The organism is Thauera sp. (genome assembly GCF_047601425.1).
Taxonomy (GTDB): domain Bacteria; phylum Pseudomonadota; class Gammaproteobacteria; order Burkholderiales; family Rhodocyclaceae; genus Thauera.
Map to the genome: position 1 here is coordinate 3,372,938 of NZ_JASGJL010000001.1, position 19,718 is coordinate 3,392,655.

The window sequence follows — 19,718 nt, forward strand, 5'->3', positions numbered from 1 at the left end:
GAACAAGCGTGATCCATCGCCCTCTCCGCTACATCGGCGTCGGCATCGGCATACCGGTGGCCGCCATCCTGGTGCTGGCGCTGCTGGCCGGCTTCTATCGCGGCAGCGATGCTGCGCTTGCCCTGGCCGTGCTCGGCTTGCTGGCGATCGCCATCCTGTTGGTGCGCCACGCGCGCCTGCTGGTGGAGTGGGCGCGCCAGCCTGTCGGCAGCATGCCGCCGCAGGTCGAGGGCTTGTGGGGCAGCGTGTTCGACGAACTGGAGGATCGTTTCCAGCGCGAGCTCGCGGTGCGCGACAAGCTGTCGGAGGAGCTGGGCCGCTTCCAGCAGGCTGCGCAGGCGATGCCCGACGGCCTGCTCTATCTCGCCGAGGACGACAGCATCGAATGGCTCAACGTGATGGCCGAGCAGCATTTCGGCCTCGACCGCCGCCGCGATCTGCGGGTGCCGCTCGCCAACCTGGTCCGCCAGCCCGACTTCGTCGCCTACCTGCAGGCAGGCCGCCACGCCGAGCCGCTGACCATGCAGCTGCCGGGCCGCAGGGAAAGGGCGCTGCAGGTGCAGATCATCCGCTTCGCCGGCAACCGGCGCATGGTGCTGTCGCGCGACATCTCCAAGCTGCAGCGCCTGGAGAACATGCGCCGGGACTTCGTCGCCAACGTGTCGCACGAGATGCGCACGCCGCTGACCGTCGTCGGCGGCTTTCTCGAGACCCTGATCGACGGCCTCGACGACTTCAGCCGTGACGAGGTGCTGCATTTCCTGTCACTGGCGCACGAGCAGTCGAACCGCATGCGGCACCTGATCGAGGATCTGCTGGCCCTGTCGGCACTCGAGACGGGCGCGCCGGCGCCGCTGGAGGAGCGGGTGGATGTGCCCGCGCTGATGCAGACGGTACTGCGCGAAACCGAGTCGCTGTCGGCCGGCCGCCATACCGTCACGCTGAAGCTCGAAGGCAGCGGCGAGCTGAAGGGGAGCGCCAAGGAACTGCACAGCGCGTTCTCCAACCTCGCCACCAATGCGGTCCGTTATACGCCTGCTGGCGGGCATGTCGAGCTGGGGTGGCGTGTCGATGCCGAGGGCGGCGAATACTGGGTCAGGGACGACGGCATCGGCATCGACCCCGAGCACATCCCGCGTCTGACCGAACGCTTCTACCGGGTGGATCGCGGCCGCTCGCGCGAGACCGGCGGCACGGGCCTCGGCCTCGCCATCGTCAAGCACATCCTGAATCGGCACCAGGCCGTGCTCCAGGTTGACAGCGAGCCGGGCAAGGGCAGCCGTTTTGCGATGCGCTTCCCGCTGAACAGGATCGGCGACGAGAGCTAGCCGGCTGCACCTTCGGGAATGGCCGACTGCTCCACTTCGAAGGCGCACAGATCGTAGTTCGTGCCGCGGCGGATCAGGCGCTGCAGGCGGACCTGGCGCGCCGTGTCTTCGTGATGGATTTCCACCCGCTGTCCGGCGGAATACCACTGCGACGGCAGGATGATGCAGGCGGGGATCTTGAGCGCGCTCGATTCGGGCAGCAGGAAGCCCTGCTGCCAGGGTGCGCGTCCGCTTCTCGGGCCAGCCTGGCGTACCGAAACCATGCGGGGCAGGCCGGGCAACACTTCGATGCCGGCTTCCAGTGTGCCGTCTTCGCGGTACATCAGCCAGCTCAGATTGCCGAGCAGGAAATGCGGGCTGTCCGGCGGGCGGATGCCGACGAGCTGGTGGTGGGCAATGCGCTCTCCAGCTGCGCGGCGCTGTAGCCGGAAGCCGGCGACGGACTGGTCCTGGATTGCCCATTGTTCGTAATCCAGCCCGAGGCGTTCGGCGTCGCGCTGGTGGCGTGCCTGCTCATGCTCGGGGGTGTCGACTTCCGGTACCTGCCCGCCGAAAGCCAGCAGGGAGATGTCCTCGCGCAGACGGTACAGCGGATTGTCGGCGCGTGGCTGGCGGAATACCACGCCTTCGATGGCGAAGCCGATCGCCAGCCAGTCGGCGCTCAATTGCAGCATGCCGTCGGCACGCCGGCGCGGGAAGCGCCGCCCCGCCGTGCCGCGGCCCCAGGGCCGGTACAGCGACAGCAGCAGGCGTGCGCTGGCATCGGTCGGGCAGTCCTCGCCCAGACCAAGCGAGGACGGCTTCGCGCCCCGCTTGAATTGTGTGAGCACGGCCTGGATCTGGTTGGCGAGGGTGCTGCCGTCGAAGCGCAGCCGTGCGGGTGCCTGCGGGACCAGGCCCAGCGGGCGCAGGCCGACGTCGCCGTGGATATCCACACCATAGTCGGTGGGTTTGGTGTTTTCGTCCGCCATTGCGAGATCACAGTAGGGGGCGAAGCGCTGCGCCCAGCGGATGACCCAGTTCAACTCGCGCTCGCTGCGGCCGTACGGGTTGGCGAGATCGGTCAGCAGGATGGCAACGTAGGCCTCCTGCGCACTTTGCGCGCGCCACACTTCGTTGAGCGGATCGGAGACGCGGATGCGGTGGATGCCTGCCTGGCTCGCATCCGCATGGCTGGCATGGATTTCGGCCCAGCAGCCCGGCGGCACTTCGCGCCGCGCGCGGAAATACTCGAACAGGACCTGGCCGGCATAGTAGGTGCGGCGCTGGGCCAATAGCGCGTGCTGGTCGTCCAGCGTGCCGGCTGCCGCGTCGAGCCGGGCGATCTGGGCATAGGAGCGCGACAGGTTGCGCCACAGTCCGACCACTTGCCGCAGCGACGCGTTCTCCTCGCTGTCGGGCGGCAGTGGCAGGCTGGCATAGCGGCGCGAGATGTCGTCCTGACTGCAGGCGATGACTTCGCGCGCGGCTTCGAGGACTTCGAGGTGCTGGTTGGGTGCCGGTGCCGCCTGTAGCAGGGCCTCGATCATGCTGCTCAGCAAGGCATGCGTGCGCGGAACGTCCGTCGGGTGCAGCTTTTGCAGCAGATCGAGGCAGGCTGCCGGATTGGAGAAGTCCATGGCGGAAGGTGTGCGAAAGATGGATCAGTCTTGCCTGGCGAGGGCGCTGTCGATGGCGCGCGCCAGCGCGACCGGATCGGCTGCGCCATGGGCGATGCCCTGGCGCTGCGCCGGTCCCCACACCGACTCCGGAAAGTGGCGGTCGTCGCGATAGCGCGGAATCACGTGCCAGTGGAGGTGCGGCACCATGTTGCCGAAACTGGCGAGGTTGATCTTGTCGGGGTGCAGCAGGGTGCGCAGCGCGCTTTCGGTGGCCAGCACGACGTCGAGCAGGTGGCGCCGGTCCGCCGGCAGCAGGTCGCTCATCTCGGCGACGTGCTCGTTCCAGATCACGCGGCAGAAGCCCGGGTGGGCGTCATCATCGACGCGAATGACGCGGCAGCGTCCGTCCTCCCAGATGATCTGCTCGGCAGATGCGGGGCACAGCGGACAATCCATGGCGATCCTCGTCGGCGTGAATGGCGGGAAACCGCGAACTCTAGCGGCTCGGCGTGGCGGGGGCGAGGAACTGCTGCTCACAATCGGCCGTGCGCCGGGGGTAGTCCTGGGCCACCGTGAGGGTTTCGGCCATTTCCATCGGCTCGCCGTCATGGAAGGCGAACAGATTGCCGGGCGGAATCTGTGTCCACGCTTCGTTGTCGGTCAGCGGCGTGGTGGCGATCACGGCGACCCGGTCGGATGGCGTCGTGACCTGGTTGAAGTTGACCGTGACATCCTCGTCGGCCAGGTGGGCCACCGGGAAAGGCGCCTTGCGGACGATGTAGCACAGCCGCGACGAACAGTGCGCGAACAGGCGCTTACCGTCGGACAGCAGGAAGTTGAATTCGCCGAGGCTGCCGACTTCGAGCGCCAGCTCGCGCAGCACCGCATGCAGCTCGGCCGTGTCCTGCGTCCCCTGCGGGAAATGCTGCGCCAGGCGGTCGAGGACGTAGCAGAAGGCCAACTCCGAGTCCGTGCTGCCGACCGGCTGGAAGCGGCCGGACAGCCTGGGGGCGAAGCCTTTCAGGTTGCCGTTGTGGGCGAAGATCCAGTAGCGCCCCCACAGCTCGCGCTGGAACGGGTGGGTGTTCTCCAGCCTGACGTTGCCCTGCGTGGCCTTGCGGATGTGGGCGATGACGTTGAGCGAATGGATCGGGTAGTGCTTGACCAGTTCCGCGATCGGCGAATCGGCGCTCGGGCTGGGATCTAGGAAGAGGCGCACCCCGGCGCCTTCGAAGAAGGCGATGCCCCAGCCGTCACGATGGTGGTCGGTGAGCCCACCGCGAGCGCGAAAGCCGGCGAAGGAGAAACAGATATCGGTCGGCACATTGCAGTTCATGCCGAGCAGCTGGCACATCGGAGTCTCCGCGATGTCGGTACTGGAACCGGCAGTATAGCGAAGCGGGCACGGCCGATGGTCGCGTCCGCCGCGCTGTCTTCGGCCTCAGGCGCCGAGCTTCTTCTTCAACAGCTCGTTGACCTGGGCCGGGCTGGCCTTGCCCTTGCTGGCCTTCATGACCTGGCCGACCAGGGCGTTGAAGGCCTTTTCCTTGCCGGCGCGGAACTCGTCCACCGACTTCTGGTTGGCGGCCAGCACCTCGTCGATCATCGCCTCGATCGCGCCGCTGTCAGTGACCTGCTTCAGCCCCTGTTGGTCGATGATCTCGTCGGCGCTCGGGCCTTCGCCGTTCCACAGCGCCTCGAACGCCTTCTTGCCGATGGCGTTGGAGATGGTGTTGTCGGCGATGCGGACCACCAGGCCGGCTAGCTGGGCCGGCGACACCGGCGAGGCGCCGATGTCGAGTTCGGCCTTGTTCAGGCGCGCGGCGAGATCGCCCATGACCCAGTTGGCGCAGGGCTTCGCCAGCGCCGGACCGGCGGCCGTCACCGTGGCCTGATAGAAGTCGGCGACTTCCTTCGAGGCCGTCAGTGTGGTGGCGTCGTAGGCGGACAGGCCCCATTCGTCCATGAAGCGGGCCTTCATCGCGCCCGGCAGTTCGGGCATCCCGGCCTGCACGCACGCCTTCCAGTCGGGCGAAATCAGCAGCGGCAGCAGGTCGGGGTCGGGGAAGTAGCGGTAGTCGTGGGCGTCTTCCTTGCTGCGCATCATGCGCGTCTCGCCGCTGTCGGGATCGAACAGCACCGTGGCTTGCTGTACGCGGCCGCCGTCCTCGATGGTGTCGATCTGCCACTGCACTTCGTAGTCGATCGCCTGCTGCAGGAAGCGAAAGGAATTCAGGTTCTTGATCTCGCGGCGGGTGCCGAGCTCGGCCGCGCCCTTCCTGCGCACCGACACGTTGGCGTCGCAGCGGAAGGAGCCTTCCTGCATGTTGCCGTCGCAGATGTCGATCCAGCGCACCAGCGCATGCAGCGAGCGGGCGTAGGCCACGGCTTCGGCCGAGGAGCGCATGTCGGGTTCGGAGACGATCTCGAGCAGCGGCGTGCCGGCGCGGTTGAGGTCGATGCCGGTCATGCCGTGGAAGTCCTCGTGCAGGCTCTTGCCGGCATCCTCTTCGAGGTGGGCGCGGGTCAGGCGCACGGTCTTCTCGTAGGCCTGCTCTCCTTCGCCGACGCGGATCGTGATCACGCCGCCCTGCACCACCGGCAGGTCCATCTGGCTGATCTGGTAGCCCTTCGGCAGGTCGGGGTAGAAGTAGTTCTTGCGCGCGAACACGCTCTTTTCCGCGACGTGGGCGCCGATCGCCAGGCCGAAGCGGATCGCGCGTTCGACCGCGCCGCGGTTCAGCACCGGCAGCACGCCGGGCAGGGCGATGTCCACCGCGCTGGCCTGCACGTTGGGCTCGGCACCGAAGGCGGTGCTGGCGCTGGAAAAGATCTTGCTGGCGGTGTTGAGCTGGGCATGGACTTCCAGCCCGATCACGACTTCCCAATCCGTTCTGCTCATGGTCGTTTCTCTTGTTGCGGTTCGCGGCGCCGGCTCAATGGCACTGGCCGCTGGTCCGATCGACGATGATCGGCCATACATAGTCGAAGGTGCCGCGGCTGCAGCGCCGCGCGCAATCGGAAAAGCCCACCGTCACTTGATGGCCCTGCTCCCAGATGTTGACCGTGCAACCGTCCTTGGCGCGAAGTTCCACGCTGGGCAGCCGGCGGGTCTGGGTGAAGGGGCCGTCGAAGCGGCAACTGCCGCGGCGAGGAATGTCCACCGTGGCGCTGAAATGCCGGACGTCGGCTTGGCGGATGTCGAGCACCGCGGTTGCGCCATAGCCGGCTTCGTCGCGGAAACGGCAGTCGGCCTGGATGTCGAGCGGGCGCACCGGCATCGGTTTCAGGCGGCCGGGTTTCTCGCTCGGCCGGGTCTCGCTTTCGGTAGGGCCGGGCGTCGGGCCTGGCGCCTGCCACGGCGGCGTGGCGCAGGAGGCGAGCAGGCTGGCCGCGGTTGCGGCCAGGCCGGCACGCAGCAACTGGCGCGGCGAGATCGGGGTTGCGGAAGCCATTGCAGGCTCAGCCAGCAATTGCCGGCCGGCGCGTGTGCCAGTCAGTGATCTGCTGGAAGCGGTGTGCGGCATTCAGCAGGCGCGATTCGCCGAAGTAGTCGCCGATCAGCTGCAGGCCCACCGGCAGGCCGTCGCTGCCGAGGCCGCAGGGCTGCGACAGACCGGGCAGGCCGGCGAGGTTGATCGCCAGGGTGAAGATGTCCGACAGGTACATCTGCACCGGGTCGTCCGCCATCTGGCCCAGCGCCCAGGCGGTGGTCGGCGTGGTCGGGCCGGCGATGATGTCGCAGTGCTGCAGCGCGGCCTGGAAATCCTGCGCGATCAGGCGGCGCAGGCGCTGCGCCTGCAGGTAGTAGGCGTCGTAGTAGCCGTGCGACAGCACGTAGGTGCCGACCAGGATGCGGCGCTTCACTTCGGCGCCGAAGCCTTCGGCGCGGGTCTTGCCGTACATGTCGGCGAGGTCGCCGTATTCGGCCGCGCGGTGGCCGTAGCGCACGCCGTCGAAGCGCGACAGGTTGCTCGAGCATTCGGCCGGCGCGATCACGTAGTAGGCGGGGATCGCCAGCCTGGCGTTGGGCAGCGAGACCTCGACCGTGGTGGCGCCGAGCGCGCGGTATTGCTCGATCGCGGCGTTGACCGCGGTCCGCACGTCGTCGGCCATGCCTTCGGCGAAGAATTCGCGCGGCAGGCCGATGCGCAGGCCTTCTAGCGGCCGTGCGCCAGCCGGTGCGGCGAGCGCGGCGGCGTAGTCCTCGGCCGGGCGTTCCAGGCTGGTCGAATCTCGGGGGTCGAAGCCGGCCATCGCCGACAGCAGCAGCGCGCAGTCCTCGGCGCTGGCGCCGAAGGCGCCGCCCTGGTCGAGCGAGGAGGCGTAGGCGATCATGCCGTAGCGGCTCACCAGGCCGTAGGTCGGCTTGATGCCGGTGATGCCGCAGAAGGCCGCCGGCTGGCGCACCGAGCCGCCGGTATCGGTGCCGGTGGCGATCGGCGCCAGGCGGGCCGCTACCGCCGCGGCCGAGCCGCCGGACGAACCGCCCGGCACGCGGTCGAGCTTCCAGGGGTTCTTCACCGCGCCGTAAAAGGAGCTTTCGTTGGACGAGCCCATCGCGAACTCGTCCATGTTGGTCTTGCCCAGGCTGACCGCGCCGGCGGCCTTCAGCAGGCCGACGACGTGGGCGTCGTAGGGGCTGACGAAGTTCGACAGCATCTTCGAGCCGCAGGTGGTCAGCACGCCTTCGGTGCAGAACACGTCCTTGTGGGCGAGCGGGATGCCGGTCAGCGGAGCGGCCTGGCCGGCGGCGATGCGCTCGTCGGCGGCGCGGGCGGCGGCCAGTGCGCCTTCACAGTCGACGGTGACGAAGGCGTTGAGCTGGGGATCGAGGGCGTCGATGCGGTCGAGGAACAGGGTCGCGAGTTCGACGCTGGAAATCTGCCGGGCGTCGAGCGCGCGGCGCAGTTCCGGAAGGGAAGCGTGGATCATGTGTTCGGCAAGCCAGTTTGGAGGCGCGAAATTCGCGCCGCGGATCATTCGATGACTTTGGGCACCAGGTACAGCCCGGCCTCGGTCTGCGGCGCGACCTGCTGGAAGGCAGCACGATTGTCCCGTTCGGTGACGGCATCGTCGCGCAGGCGGGTGGCGAGTTCCTGGGGATGGCTCATGGGCTCGACGCCGGTCGTGTTCGACCGCCTGCATCTGTTCGATGAGGCCGAAGATGCCGTTCAGCTTGTCGCGGGTGGCGTCGATTTCGGCGTCGGAAAGCGCGATGCGCGCGAGGCGGGCGAGATGCCCGACTTGTTCATTGGACAGCGACATGAGGTAACAAAACCTGCTGAATCCACAAAGGTTTGTAGGTTATCATAATCGTCTTTGCCCCGCCGGGGCTGCGCCATTTGGCGGCAGCGGGCGGGGCGCTCGCGTTGCGGCGCATCATGCTGTTGTCCGGTGCGCCACGCGGCTCAACATTCCACCGGTTTCGGAAGGCCCCATGTTCGGTTTCCTGCGTTCCTATTTTTCCAACGATCTCGCGATCGACCTCGGCACCGCCAACACCCTGATCTATGTACGCGGCAAGGGCATCGTGCTCGACGAACCCTCGGTGGTGGCGATCCGTACCGAAGGTGGTCCCAACGCCAAGCGTTCGATCCAGGCGGTCGGCCACACCGCCAAGCAGATGCTCGGCAAGACGCCCGGCAACATCACCGCCATCCGGCCGATGAAGGACGGTGTGATCGCCGATTTCGTCGTCACCGAGCAGATGATCAAGCAGTTCATCAAGAAGGTGCACGATTCGCGCCTGCTGTCGCCTTCGCCGCGCATCATCATCTGCGTGCCCTGCGGCTCCACCCAGGTCGAGCGCCGGGCGATCCGCGACGCCGCGCTGGCGGCTGGCGCCTCGCAGGTCTTCCTGATCGAGGAGCCGATGGCGGCCGCGATCGGTGCCGGCCTGCCGGTGTCGGATGCCACCGGTTCGATGGTGGTCGACATCGGCGGCGGCACCACCGAGGTCGGCGTGATCTCGCTGGGCGGCATCGTCTATTCCGGCAGTATCCGCGTCGGCGGCGACAAGTTCGACGAGGCCATCGTCAATTACATCCGCCGCAACTACGGCATGCTGATCGGCGAGACCACCGCCGAGAAGATCAAGAAGGAAATCGGCTCCGCCTTCCCCGGCTCCGAAGTGCGCGAGATGGAAGTCAAGGGCCGCAACCTGGCCGAAGGCATCCCGCGCAGCTTCACGGTGTCGTCCAACGAGATTCTCGAGGCGCTGGCCGAGCCGCTCAACCAGATCGTCTCGGCGGTCAAGATCGGCCTGGAACAGACGCCGCCCGAACTTGGCGCCGACATTGCCGAACGCGGCCTGATGATGACCGGCGGCGGCGCGCTGGTGCGCGACCTCGACCGTCTGCTGATGGAAGAGACCGGCCTGCCGGTGGTCGTTGCCGAAGAGCCGCTGACCTGCGTCGCGCGCGGCTGCGGCATGGCGCTCGACAAGATGGACAAGCTCGCGGCGATCTTCACCTCCGAGTGAGCCGCTGCCCCGGCGTTGGCGCCGGGGCGTGTCTTCGTCATCGTCCACGCCACCGTTTTCGACCTGGCGGCCCCTGGTTTCCCGGATGTCTCTCGTCGGCCACAAGACCCCTCCGATCTTCAAGCGCGGACTGACGCCGGTCACGCGCCTGTCGGTGTTCGTCGCCATCTGCCTGGTGCTGCTGGTGACGGACCTGCGTTTCCGCTACCTGGAGATCGTGCGCAACGCCTTGTCGGTGGTGACCTATCCGCTGCAGATGGCGGCTGCGAAGCCGGCCGATTTCGTGCTCAATGCTTCGCGCTATTTCGCCACCCTGGTCGAAGTGCAGCTCGAGAATGCCGAACTGCGCCGGGAGCATCTGACGACCGGCGAGCGCCTGCTGCGCTTCGATCTGCTCGAAAAGGAGAATGCCGAACTGCGTGGCCTGCTCGGCATGTCGCAGCGGGTCGCCGTCAAGAGCGTCGCCGCCGACATCCTCTACAACGCGCCCGACCCCTTCGCCCGCAAGGTCATCCTCGACCGCGGCGCGCAGCAGGGCGTCGAAGCCGGTCTGGCGGTGATCGATGCCAAAGGCGTGGTCGGCCAGGTCACGCGTGTGCATCCGGTGCAGTCCGAGGTCACGCTGCTGACCGACCGCAACCAGTCGATTCCGGTCAGCGTGCTGCGCAACGGCGTGCGCGGCGTGCTGTTCGGCACCGGCCGCGGCCACCTGGAAATGAGGTTCGTGCTGGCCGATTCCGACATCCGCGCAGGTGATCAGTTGGTCACCTCTGGCCTCGATGGCATCTTCGTCCCTGGCCTGCCGGTGGCGAATGTGACTGCAGTTGACCGCACGTCCGACGCCTTCGCCCGTATCGACTGCGAGCCGCTGGCAGACATCGACACCAGCGTGCAGGTGCTGGTGGTCGGCCGCACCGCCTATCCGCCGCCTCCGCCGGCGCCGGACGAGGAGCGCTGACGATGCAGCCGACCAATCGTTCCAGCCGCATCCTGCTGCCGGTCAAGCTGTGGTTCGTCTATCTCAGCCTGTTCGTTGCGCTGGGGCTCGAGTACATCCCGACCGGGCGGGCGCCGGGCATCCCCGACTGGGTGGCGCTGGTGCTCGCGATCTGGTGCGTGCGCGAGCCGCAGCGCATCGGCATGGGTGCGGGCTTCGTGCTCGGCCTGCTGGTCGATGTCGGCCAGGGCGCGGCGATGGGCCAGCATGCCCTTGCCTATGTGGTGCTGGCCTACCTGGCCAATGGCGCGGCGCGGCGGGTGATGTGGTTTCCGCTGCTGCAGCAGGCGCTGCACTTCCTGCCGTTGTTCCTGCTGACCCAGGCGCTGATGGTGGTTGTGCGCCTGCTCGCCGGCGCCGAGTTTCCCGGCTGGACGTATTTCCTATCCAGCCTGAGCAGCACCGCGCTGTGGGCGCCGCTGTCGATGCTGCTGCTGCTGCCGCAGTACCAGCCGGTTGACCGCGACGACAACCGTCCGATCTGAGGCCCGCGGCGGATGACGGAGATTCGTTCCACCGCTCAGGAGCTCGCCCGCTTCCGCCTGCGGGTGGTGGTGGCGCTGTTGTTCGTGTGCGTCTGCCTGGGCCTGCTGGCGGTACGCTTCCATTACCTGCAGGTGGTGCGCCACGACTACTATCTGACGCGAGCCGAGGACAACCGCATCGCGCTGCTGCCGAAAGTGCCCCATCGCGGCACCATCGTCGACCGCAACGGCGTCGTGCTGGCGCGCAACTACGCCACCTACACGCTGGAAATCACGCCGTCGCAGGTCAAGGACATCCAGGGTACGCTGGACGAGCTTGCCACCCTGGTGGCGATCGAGCCGCGCGAGCGCCGGCGTTTCATGAAGCTGCTGGAGGAGAGCCGCAGCTTCGAAAGCGTGCCGGTGCGCAGCCGCCTCAGCGACGAAGAGGTCGCCCGCGTGGTGTCGCAGCGCTACCGCCTGCCGGGTGTTGACGTGAAGGCACGGCTGCTGCGCGACTATCCGCAGGGTGCTGTGGGTTCGCACGTCGTCGGCTACATCGGCCGCATCAACCAGCGTGACGTCGAGCGTATCGAGGAAGCGGGCGATACTGCCAACTACCGCGGCACGCAGCACATCGGCAAGGCCGGGCTGGAGCAGTTCTATGAGTCCGAACTGCACGGCACCACGGGCATCGAGCAGGTCGAGGTCAATGCCGGCGGGCGGGCGGTGCGCGCGCTGTCGAGCATTGCGCCAATGTCGGGCAATGACCTGGAGCTGACGCTCGACATCGAGCTGCAGCGCGTGGCCGAGAGCGCCTTCGGCGACCGCCGCGGCGCGCTGGTGGCGATCGAGCCCTCCACCGGCGGCGTGCTGGCGCTGGTATCGACACCGACCTTCGATCCCAATCTGTTCGTCGATGGCATTTCCACCCAGGACTGGAAAGCGCTCAACGAATCGCCCGACCATCCGCTGCTGAACCGCGCGATCTATTCGGCCTATCCGCCGGGCTCCACCTTCAAGCCCTTCATGGCGCTGGCCGGGCTGGAGACGGGCAAGCGCACGACGGGCCAGGCGATCGCCGACTTCGGCTACTTCACCCTCGGCAACCACCGTTTCATGGACGACAAGATCGGCGGCCACGGCATGGTCGATCTGCACAAGTCCATCGTCGTATCGTGCAATACCTACTATTACCAGCTCGCCAATGATCTCGGCATCGACAACATCGCCAGGTTCATGGGGCCATTCGGCTTCGGTTCGCGCACCGGCATCGACCTGCCGGGTGAGGCGCCTGGCGTGCTGCCGTCGCCGGAGTGGAAGCGCCAGCGCTTCCGCCGTGCCGAACAGCAGCAGTGGTTCGCCGGCGAGACGATCTCGGTCGGCATCGGCCAGGGCTACAACGCCTACACGCCGCTGCAGATGGCCAATGCCCTGGCGGCGCTGGTCAACGACGGCAAGCTGTACCGGCCGCACATCGTGCGCTATGTCGTCGATTCACGCACAGGGCAGCGGCGTACGGTCGAGCCCGAGCCGCTGCGCGAGATTCCGCTCAAGCCGTCCCACCTCAGGGCGGTGCGCGACGGCATGGTCGGCGTGAATGTCAGCGGCACCGGCAAGCGCGCCTTCAAGGGAGCGGAATACACCTCGGGCGGCAAGACCGGCACGGCCCAGGTGTTTTCGTTGCGCGGCCAGCGCTACGTCGAGGGACGGGTGCGCGAGCGCCTGCGCGACCATTCGTGGTTCATCGCCTATGCGCCGGCCGAGGCGCCGCGCATCGCGCTCGCGGTGCTGGTCGAGAACGGTGGTTTCGGTGCCCAGTCGGCGGCGCCGATCGCGCGCCAGGTGATGGACTATCACCTGCTGCACCGGCAGGCGGAAGAGCCGGCGGCAGAGGACGCCGATGCCGAAGAACTCGAAAGCGGCGAGCACATGGAAGCCGCGGCAGCCGATGCTGCGGCAGTCGATACTGCGGCAGCCGATGCTGCGGCTGTGCGATCTGAAGCCGCAGCGGGGGGGGCACGATGAGCAGTTGGCGATTCAATCCGCTCGTGCTGGTGCGCGCCTTCCTGCGGCCGATCGATCCGCTGCTGCTGCTGCTGCTGGCAGTGCTGCTCGGCTATGCCTGGGTGCTGATGCAGAGCGCCTCGCCCGAGCGCCTGGACAGCCAGGCCTTGCATTTCGCCGTTGCGCTGGCAGCGATGTGGGCGATGGCCTGGCTGACGCCCGCGCATCTGCTGCGGCTCGCGCTGCCACTGTATGCGCTCGGCGTGGTGCTGCTGATCGGAGTCGATCTGTTCGGCGAGATTTCCAAGGGTGCGCGGCGCTGGCTCGACATCGGCATCACCCGCATCCAGCCGTCCGAGATCATGAAGATCTCGATGCCGCTGATGCTGGCCTGGTACTTCCACCAGCGCGAAGGCCACACCCGCTTCGTCGATTTCGTCGTTGCCGGCGCGCTGCTGGTGGTGCCGGTCGGCCTGATCCTGATCCAGCCCGATCTCGGCACCAGCCTGCTGGTCACGGCCTCCGGCCTGTACGTGATCTATTTCGCCGGCCTGTCGTGGAAGCTGATCGTGCCGCTGGTCGTCGCGGTGGTCATCGGCCTGGGCTCGGTCGTTGCCTTCGGCGATACCCTGTGCCAGCCCGAGGTCGATTGGCAGGTGCTGCGCGAATACCAGAAACAGCGCGTGTGCACCCTGCTGGACCCGACGCGCGATCCGCTCGGCAAGGGCTTCCACATCATCCAGTCCACCATCGCCATCGGTTCCGGCGGGTTGTCGGGCAAGGGCTGGATGGAAGGCACCCAGACCCACTTGGCCTTCCTTCCCGAGCGGCATACCGACTTCATCTTTGCCGTGCTGGCCGAGGAGTTCGGCCTGGTCGGCGCGGTCGTGCTGCTGGCCACCTATCTGCTGCTGATCGTGCGCGGCTTCGTCATCGCGGCCTTTGCGCCCACGCATGCCTCGCGCCTGCTCGCGGGTGCGATCACGATGATCTTCTTCACCTATGCCTTCGTGAACATGGGCATGGTCAGCGGCATCCTGCCCGTGGTGGGCGTGCCGCTGCCTTTCATCAGCTATGGGGGAACCGCGCTCGTCACGCTGTGTCTGGGGGTGGGTATCCTGATGAGCATCCAGCGCAGCCGGTTGACGGCGCGCAACGCTTGAACAGTCATGGAGTGCCGATGAAGTCCGATTCCGTCCAGGCCGAGGCCGCGAGCGGCTGCGCCCCAAGTGTGCGCCGGCCGCGCGGCCAGGGGCTGGCCACCGTGGCCCTGCTGGTGCTTGCCGCCGCCTTGCTGTCGGCCTGCGGCTCCGCGCCCAAGCGCGACGAACCGCAGGCTGCCGCCGAAGCGCCTGCGGCGGGCACGCCCAAGCAGGCCAGCCGGGGCGGCGGCTATTACAAGGACGACGGCCCGGACGACGTTCCGCCCGGCAACCTCGATGCCATCCCCGACGCCGAGCCCCGTCTGGAGCCACTCCACCGTTTCGCCAACCGGCCCTACAACGTCTTCGGCCAGGGCTACGTGCCGGCCACCGAGCTGAAGCCGCACCGCGAGCGTGGGCGGGCAAGCTGGTACGGCCGCCGTTTCCACGGCAAGCCGACATCCAGCGGCGAGCCCTACGACATGTATGCGATGACCGCCGCGCACCCGACGCTGCCGATTCCGAGCTATGTGCGGGTCACGCACCTGCCCAGCGGACGCTCGGTGGTGGTGCGGATCAACGACCGTGGTCCCTTCCACAAGGGGCGCATCATCGACCTGTCCTATACCGCGGCCCACAAGCTCGGCTACATCAACGCCGGCAGCGCGGAAGTCGAAATCGAGCAGATACTGCCGGACGAACTCCCGCTGCTGGCAGCAGCGAGGCCGGTGCCGCCGATACGTGGCCGCCAGGTCCAGCAGGTTGCCGAAGCCGCCGCCGCGCCGGCTCCCGCACCGGCCGCCGCCGAGGTGGTGGATGTGGCGCCACGCACGCTGCCGCCGCTGGCGGCATCAGCACCGCCGGCCAGCACCGAGGTGCCGGCTGCCGTGCCTGGGAGCGCCGCAGCGCGAGTTGCGGCCGCGGTTGCGGGTGCAACGGATGCCGGCGACGGCCTGGTGCCGCACATCGCCTCGGCCAGCGCCGGCATCTTCCTGCAGCTCGGCGCCTTCAGCTCGCGTGCCAATGCCGAAGGCTTCAAGGCTTCGGTCGCGGACGAGGTCGGCGAGCACGCGGAGCGCCTCGAACTGTTTGCCGATGGCGAGCGTTTCCGCCTGCATGCCGGACCCTACGATACGGTCGATGCCGCCCGGGCGGCGGCCGACCGGATGGGGACGGCGCTCAAGTTGAAGCCGTTCGTGATCGTGCGCTGAACGGCGATGCCGTCTGCTGCACTGCCGCATCGGGTTGCAACAAAGGCTTTCGCTTTTGGTCTCTGCCCGGGGTGGCACCTATAATCCGGCGTTCCCGCCAGTTTTTCCCCTCTTCTTTCCGGGTTCCCTCATGCGTCTTGTCCTTGCCGTCCTGATTTCACTGTTTTCCTTCGCCGCGCTGGCCCAGTCCGTGCCGCCGCCGGCGCTTGCTGCCAAGGCCTGGGTGCTGGCCGACCACTCCACCGGGCAGGTGCTCGTTGACAAGGATGCCGATGGCCGCATCGAGCCGGCCTCGCTGACCAAGCTGATGACGGCCTACCTGACTTTCAGCGCACTGAAAGCGGGCACGCTGACGCCGGACCAGGTGGTGCCGGTGTCGACCAAGGCCTGGCGCATGGAAGGCTCGCGCATGTTCATCGAGCCGAACAAGCCGGTGACCGTCGATGAACTGATCCGCGGCGTGATCGTGCAGTCGGGCAACGACGCCTGCGTCGCGCTGTCCGAGGCGATCGCCGGCAGCGAGGAGGCCTTCGCCGCGCTGATGAACCGCGAGGCCCAGCGCCTGGGCATGACCAACACCAACTTCACCAACTCCACCGGCCTGCCCGATCCGCAGCTCTACACCACGGCGCGCGACCTGGCTATCCTGGCGAGCGCGATCGTGCGCGACTTCCCCGAGTTCTACAACCTGTACTCGCTGAAGGAGTTCACCTACAACGGCATCAAGCAGCCGAACCGCAACCGCCTGCTGTACATGGATGCCACCGTTGACGGCATGAAGACCGGCCACACCAGCACCGCCGGCTACTGCCTGGTGTCGACCGCGCAGCGCGGCACCCGCCGCCTGATCTCGGTGGTGCTCGGCGCCGCTTCCGACACCGTGCGTGCGCAGGAATCGCTGAAGCTGCTGAACTTCGGCTTCCAGTTCTACGATACCGTCAAGCTCTACTCGGCTGACGAGGCGCTGTCGCAGTTCCGTGTCTGGAAGGGCGAGGAAAACGAAGTGGCGGTCGGCTTCACTCGTGATTTCGTCATGTCGCTGCCCAAGGAGGCTGCGCAGAAAGTCGCCGTGTCGCTGGAAAGCCGCCAGCCGCTGATCGCACCGCTGGAGAAGGGCCAGCAGGTCGGCATGCTGAAGCTGAGCGTCGACGGCAAGCCGCTGGGCGAATATCCGGTGGTCGCGCTCAAGGACGTGCCGGTGGCCGGCTTCTTCGGCCGCCTGTGGGACGCGATCGTGCTGTTCTTCAAGAACCTCTGAGCGGACAGGGCATGAGCGAGCATGGCGGCGCGCAGCCGCGCCAGACCCTGATCGAGTACCCCTGCGATTTCCCGATCAAGGCGATGGGTGCGCGGGTCGATGGCTTCGCCCAGGCGGTGATCGAAGTGGTGCTGCGCCATGCACCGGACTTCGACCCCGCCGGCGCCGAGATGCGGCCCTCGAGCAAGGGCAACTACCTCGCGGTGACCTGCACCTTCCGCGCCGTTTCGCAGCAGCAGGTCGACACCCTGTACCGTGAGCTGACCGCGCACCCGCTGGTCAAGGTGGTGCTGTGATCGTCAAGCGCCTCGGCCTGGTGGAGTACGCGCCGGCGCTGGAGGCGATGCGCGTGTTCACCGCCGAACGCACGGACGGCACGCCGGACGAGATCTGGCTGCTGCAGCATCCGCCGGTTTACACCCTGGGCCAGGCCGGCAAGGCCGAGCACCTGCTGTGCAACCCGGCCGGCATCCCGCTGGTGCAGATCGACCGCGGTGGCCAGATCACCTACCACGGCCCCGGCCAGCTCGTCGCCTACCTGCTGATCGACCTGCCGCGGCGCCGCCTGAAGGTGCGCGAACTGGTCCATCTGATGGAGCAGGCGATCATCGACACCCTGGCCGAATACGGCCTTGCCGCCGAGCGCAAGGATGGCGCGCCCGGCGTCTACATCGCCGGCGACAAGATCGCCGCGCTCGGCCTGCGGGTGAAGAACGGCTGCAGCTACCACGGCCTGGCGATCAACGTCGATGCCGACCTGATGCCCTTCGGCTGGATCAACCCCTGCGGCTACGAGGGGCTGAAGACCATCCGCATGAAGGATTTCGGCGTGGCTGACGGCGTCGATGCCGTCGGTGAACGCCTGCTGGCCCATCTTCAGCGTCTGCTGCCGCCGATCGAAGCGCGGGCTGATGTACATAATCAGCCTGCACGGGCTGCGCAAGACGCGCCAGCGGGGCCATAATCGCAGCCTGCGCCACACCACAGAGAGCGGACAACATGGAAAATTCGGTGGAAACCCCCGCCCGCAAGCAGCGCGGCGCCGCAAAGACGGCGCGCATCCCGATCAAGATCGTCCCCGCCGAGCGCCTGCAGAAGCCCGACTGGATCCGCATCCGGCTCGGCGCCGGCCAGGAAGCCGAGCGCTTCAACGAGATCAAGGCCACGCTGCGCGAGCACAAGCTGCACACCGTGTGCGAAGAGGCGTCCTGCCCCAACATCCACGAATGCTTCGGCAAGGGCACGGCCACCTTCATGATCATGGGTGACATCTGCACCCGCCGCTGCCCCTTCTGTGACGTCGGCCACGGCCGCCCCGAGCCGCTGAACGCCGACGAGCCGCGCGACCTCGCCAAGACCATTGCCGCGATGCGGCTGAAGTACGTCGTCATCACCTCGGTCGACCGCGACGACCTGCGCGACGGCGGCGCCCAGCACTTCGTCGAGTGCATCCGCGAAACGCGCAAGGCATCGCCGTCTACGACCATCGAAGTGCTGGTGCCGGATTTCCGCGGCCGCATGGAAGTCGCGCTCGACATCTTCGACCAGGCGCCGCCCGACGTCATGAACCACAACCTCGAGACCGTGCCGCGGCTGTACAAGCAGGCCCGTCCGGGTTCGGACTACGCCTATTCGCTCGAACTGCTGCGCCAGTTCAAGGCCCGCCACCCGGACGTGCTGACCAAGTCCGGCCTGATGGTCGGCCTCGGCGAGACCGACGAGGAAATCCTCGAAGTCATGCGTGACATGCGTGCCCACGACGTCGACATGCTGACCATCGGCCAGTATCTGCAGCCCTCCGGCGGCCACCTGCCGGTGCTGCGCTATGTACACCCGGACATCTTCAAGATGTACGAGACCGAAGGGCTGAAGATGGGTTTCCGCAACGCAGCCTGCGGTCCGATGGTGCGATCCAGTTATTGGGCAGATCAGCAGGCGCACGGCGCAGGCGTAGTCTGAACGCCCGCGCAATTGCCAGCCGGTAGTGTCCCGCTCACTGGCTGGCCGTGGCGCTCGCTGCACCCGTGTAGCTGAAGACCTGGCGCAGGTAGGAAAGAAACACCTCGTCATCGCAAATGGTCTTTCCCGGTGAATCCGACAGCTTGGCCACCGGCATGCCGTTGCAGCTGACCAGCTTCATGACGATGTTCAGGGGTGTCTTGCCGGTGTCGTTGGTCAGGTTGGTGCCGATGCCGAATGCGATCTGGGTGCGCTCGGCGAACTTTTCGTAAAGCTCGAAGGTTTGCGGGAAAGTGAGGCCGTCGCTGAAGACGAAGCGCTTGGTGTGCGGATCGATACGCAGCTTCGCGTAGTGGGCGAGTGCCTTTTCGCCCCATTCCACCGGGTCGCCCGAGTCGTGCCGCAAGCCGTCGAACAGCTTGGCAAAGTAGAGGTCGAAGTCGGCGAGGAAGGCGTCCATGCCCACGACGTCGGTCAGCGCGATGCCCAGGTCGCCGCGATATTCCTGCACCCAGTCCTCCAGCGCGGCCTGCTGGAATTTACGCAGTTGCACGCCCGAGGCCTGGTAGGACTGCAGGTATTCGTGCGCCATCGTTCCCATCGGCGTCAGCTGCAGGTCCTTGGCCAGCAGGACATTGGAAGTGCCCTTGAACTGCAGCGGCAGTTCCCGCTTCAGCGTCTCGACCACCTCACGCTGCCACATGCCTGAATAACGGCGGCGCAGGCCGAAGTCCGAAAGCTCGTAGGGATGCCGGGCACGACCCTGGTCCGTGCCCAGAAACCGGCGAACCTGCTCGATCTTGGCCTGCAGCCGCGACCGGGCTTCGGCAAGGCAGGCTTCGCCATCACCGAGACGGCGGAAGTACAGCTCATTGACGATCGCCAGCACATAAATCTCGAAAAGCATCACATGCACCTGGGGGCCGCGTGCGGTGATCGTGAGCTGATCTCCATCGATACCGACTTCGATGAAGCGGCGCTGCAGCTGGAACACCGAGAGGAAATCGACGAAATCGGACTTGATGAACCTCAGGCCGCGCAGATATGCCAGTTCATCCGCGCGGAAGCGCAGCGCGCACAGCGCATCGAGTTCCGCATTCACCTCGCCCGCCAGTTCGGCGAGCGGAAAGGCGGGCCTGTTGCGGCACACGAAGCGATACTCGGCCTGGTTTGCCGGATTCCGGTGCAGCATGGTCTGCCACATCGTGAACTTGTACAGATCGGTTTCGAGCAGGCTGCTGATGACCGGGCGCTTCATGGTGTGCTC

The 19,718-nt window shown here is 67.0% G+C and carries 18 protein-coding genes and 1 pseudogene; 11 read left to right on the forward strand and 8 right to left on the reverse strand.

Features of this window, described 5'->3' with window-relative positions; translation table 11 throughout:
* Nucleotides 1–8: 8 nt before the first annotated feature.
* Nucleotides 9–1,328, forward strand: coding sequence for a phosphate regulon sensor histidine kinase PhoR (gene phoR / locus QM748_RS16290; RefSeq protein WP_415247952.1), 1,320 nt, complete (start codon nucleotides 9–11; stop codon nucleotides 1,326–1,328).
* Here phoR and QM748_RS16295 read toward each other — a convergent pair.
* From QM748_RS16295 to gatC, 7 genes and pseudogenes are all read right to left on the reverse strand, one after another.
* Entirely contained in the window at nucleotides 1,325–2,947 is a 1,623-nt protein-coding gene (locus QM748_RS16295; RefSeq protein WP_415247953.1) for a hypothetical protein, read from the reverse strand. The two genes, phoR and QM748_RS16295, sit on opposite strands and share 4 nt — an antisense overlap.
* A gap of 24 nt (nucleotides 2,948–2,971) precedes the next feature.
* A complete protein-coding gene (locus tag QM748_RS16300) occupies nucleotides 2,972–3,385 on the reverse strand; it encodes an HIT family protein (protein WP_415247954.1) in 414 nt (137 codons plus the stop codon).
* Nucleotides 3,386–3,425: 40 nt separating this feature from the next.
* Nucleotides 3,426–4,283, reverse strand: a complete 858-nt coding sequence (locus QM748_RS16305; RefSeq protein WP_415247955.1) for a class II glutamine amidotransferase — start codon at nucleotides 4,281–4,283, stop codon at nucleotides 3,426–3,428.
* An 87-nt stretch (nucleotides 4,284–4,370) separates the two neighbouring features.
* Nucleotides 4,371–5,831, reverse strand: a complete 1,461-nt coding sequence (gene gatB, locus QM748_RS16310) for an Asp-tRNA(Asn)/Glu-tRNA(Gln) amidotransferase subunit GatB (protein ID WP_415247956.1) — start codon at nucleotides 5,829–5,831, stop codon at nucleotides 4,371–4,373.
* Between the two features lie 34 nt (nucleotides 5,832–5,865).
* Nucleotides 5,866–6,384, reverse strand: coding sequence for a hypothetical protein (locus QM748_RS16315; RefSeq protein WP_415247957.1), 519 nt, complete (start codon nucleotides 6,382–6,384; stop codon nucleotides 5,866–5,868).
* 7 nt (nucleotides 6,385–6,391) lie between these two features.
* Nucleotides 6,392–7,864: an Asp-tRNA(Asn)/Glu-tRNA(Gln) amidotransferase subunit GatA gene (gene gatA, locus QM748_RS16320; protein WP_415247958.1), complete on the reverse strand. Its 1,473-nt coding sequence runs from the start codon at nucleotides 7,862–7,864 to the stop codon at nucleotides 6,392–6,394.
* A gap of 44 nt (nucleotides 7,865–7,908) precedes the next feature.
* A pseudogene (gene gatC / locus QM748_RS16325) lies at nucleotides 7,909–8,197 on the reverse strand (Asp-tRNA(Asn)/Glu-tRNA(Gln) amidotransferase subunit GatC).
* A gap of 172 nt (nucleotides 8,198–8,369) precedes the next feature.
* Here gatC and QM748_RS16330 point away from each other — a divergent pair.
* The 10 genes from QM748_RS16330 to lipA all read left to right on the forward strand — a co-directional run bounded on the left by QM748_RS16330 (nucleotide 8,370) and on the right by lipA (nucleotide 18,451).
* Nucleotides 8,370–9,413: a rod shape-determining protein gene (locus tag QM748_RS16330; RefSeq protein WP_068636726.1), complete on the forward strand. Its 1,044-nt coding sequence runs from the start codon at nucleotides 8,370–8,372 to the stop codon at nucleotides 9,411–9,413.
* Nucleotides 9,414–9,498: 85 nt separating this feature from the next.
* Complete coding sequence (gene mreC, locus QM748_RS16335) at nucleotides 9,499–10,371, forward strand: rod shape-determining protein MreC (protein WP_415247959.1); 873 nt, start codon at nucleotides 9,499–9,501, stop codon at nucleotides 10,369–10,371.
* A 2-nt stretch (nucleotides 10,372–10,373) separates the two neighbouring features.
* Complete coding sequence (gene mreD / locus QM748_RS16340; RefSeq protein WP_415247960.1) at nucleotides 10,374–10,895, forward strand: rod shape-determining protein MreD; 522 nt, start codon at nucleotides 10,374–10,376, stop codon at nucleotides 10,893–10,895.
* Nucleotides 10,896–10,907: 12 nt separating this feature from the next.
* Nucleotides 10,908–12,902 (forward strand): penicillin-binding protein 2, encoded by a 1,995-nt coding sequence (gene mrdA / locus QM748_RS16345; RefSeq protein WP_415247961.1) that lies wholly within the window; start codon nucleotides 10,908–10,910, stop codon nucleotides 12,900–12,902.
* Nucleotides 12,899–14,044 (forward strand): rod shape-determining protein RodA, encoded by a 1,146-nt coding sequence (gene rodA, locus QM748_RS16350; protein WP_415247962.1) that lies wholly within the window; start codon nucleotides 12,899–12,901, stop codon nucleotides 14,042–14,044. The genes mrdA and rodA overlap by 4 nt, the downstream gene beginning before the upstream one ends.
* A gap of 17 nt (nucleotides 14,045–14,061) precedes the next feature.
* A complete protein-coding gene (locus QM748_RS16355; RefSeq protein WP_415247963.1) occupies nucleotides 14,062–15,234 on the forward strand; it encodes a septal ring lytic transglycosylase RlpA family protein in 1,173 nt (390 codons plus the stop codon).
* 130 nt (nucleotides 15,235–15,364) lie between these two features.
* A complete protein-coding gene (locus tag QM748_RS16360) occupies nucleotides 15,365–16,492 on the forward strand; it encodes a D-alanyl-D-alanine carboxypeptidase family protein (RefSeq protein WP_415247964.1) in 1,128 nt (375 codons plus the stop codon).
* Between the two features lie 11 nt (nucleotides 16,493–16,503).
* Nucleotides 16,504–16,788 carry a YbeD family protein gene (locus QM748_RS16365; RefSeq protein ID WP_415247965.1) on the forward strand — a complete coding sequence of 95 codons (285 nt, stop codon included), beginning with the start codon at nucleotides 16,504–16,506 and terminating at the stop codon, nucleotides 16,786–16,788.
* Nucleotides 16,785–17,456: a lipoyl(octanoyl) transferase LipB gene (gene lipB, locus QM748_RS16370; RefSeq protein ID WP_415247966.1), complete on the forward strand. Its 672-nt coding sequence runs from the start codon at nucleotides 16,785–16,787 to the stop codon at nucleotides 17,454–17,456. Before QM748_RS16365 ends, lipB begins: the two co-directional genes overlap by 4 nt.
* A 47-nt stretch (nucleotides 17,457–17,503) precedes the next feature.
* Nucleotides 17,504–18,451, forward strand: a complete 948-nt coding sequence (lipA, locus tag QM748_RS16375) for a lipoyl synthase (protein WP_415247967.1) — start codon at nucleotides 17,504–17,506, stop codon at nucleotides 18,449–18,451.
* 34 nt (nucleotides 18,452–18,485) lie between these two features.
* Here lipA and pncB read toward each other — a convergent pair whose 3' ends face one another.
* Complete coding sequence (gene pncB, locus QM748_RS16380) at nucleotides 18,486–19,709, reverse strand: nicotinate phosphoribosyltransferase (RefSeq protein ID WP_415247968.1); 1,224 nt, start codon at nucleotides 19,707–19,709, stop codon at nucleotides 18,486–18,488.
* Nucleotides 19,710–19,718: the final 9 nt, after the last annotated feature.

What these genes read in the sequence shown, in the direction of transcription:
- QM748_RS16295 (WP_415247953.1), bottom strand. Translation starts at nt 2,947, where the DNA reads ATGGACTTCTCCAATCCGGCAGCCTGCCTCGATCTGCTGCAAAAGCTG.
- QM748_RS16300 (WP_415247954.1), bottom strand. Translation starts at nt 3,385, where the DNA reads ATGGATTGTCCGCTGTGCCCCGCATCTGCCGAGCAGATCATCTGGGAG.
- QM748_RS16305 (WP_415247955.1), bottom strand. Translation starts at nt 4,283, where the DNA reads ATGTGCCAGCTGCTCGGCATGAACTGCAATGTGCCGACCGATATCTGT.
- gatB (WP_415247956.1), bottom strand. Translation starts at nt 5,831, where the DNA reads ATGAGCAGAACGGATTGGGAAGTCGTGATCGGGCTGGAAGTCCATGCC.
- QM748_RS16315 (WP_415247957.1), bottom strand. Translation starts at nt 6,384, where the DNA reads ATGGCTTCCGCAACCCCGATCTCGCCGCGCCAGTTGCTGCGTGCCGGC.
- gatA (WP_415247958.1), bottom strand. Translation starts at nt 7,864, where the DNA reads ATGATCCACGCTTCCCTTCCGGAACTGCGCCGCGCGCTCGACGCCCGG.
- QM748_RS16330 (WP_068636726.1), top strand. Translation starts at nt 8,370, where the DNA reads ATGTTCGGTTTCCTGCGTTCCTATTTTTCCAACGATCTCGCGATCGAC.
- mreC (WP_415247959.1), top strand. Translation starts at nt 9,499, where the DNA reads ATGTCTCTCGTCGGCCACAAGACCCCTCCGATCTTCAAGCGCGGACTG.
- mreD (WP_415247960.1), top strand. Translation starts at nt 10,374, where the DNA reads ATGCAGCCGACCAATCGTTCCAGCCGCATCCTGCTGCCGGTCAAGCTG.
- mrdA (WP_415247961.1), top strand. Translation starts at nt 10,908, where the DNA reads ATGACGGAGATTCGTTCCACCGCTCAGGAGCTCGCCCGCTTCCGCCTG.
- rodA (WP_415247962.1), top strand. Translation starts at nt 12,899, where the DNA reads ATGAGCAGTTGGCGATTCAATCCGCTCGTGCTGGTGCGCGCCTTCCTG.
- QM748_RS16355 (WP_415247963.1), top strand. Translation starts at nt 14,062, where the DNA reads ATGAAGTCCGATTCCGTCCAGGCCGAGGCCGCGAGCGGCTGCGCCCCA.
- QM748_RS16360 (WP_415247964.1), top strand. Translation starts at nt 15,365, where the DNA reads ATGCGTCTTGTCCTTGCCGTCCTGATTTCACTGTTTTCCTTCGCCGCG.
- QM748_RS16365 (WP_415247965.1), top strand. Translation starts at nt 16,504, where the DNA reads ATGAGCGAGCATGGCGGCGCGCAGCCGCGCCAGACCCTGATCGAGTAC.
- pncB (WP_415247968.1), bottom strand. Translation starts at nt 19,709, where the DNA reads ATGAAGCGCCCGGTCATCAGCAGCCTGCTCGAAACCGATCTGTACAAG.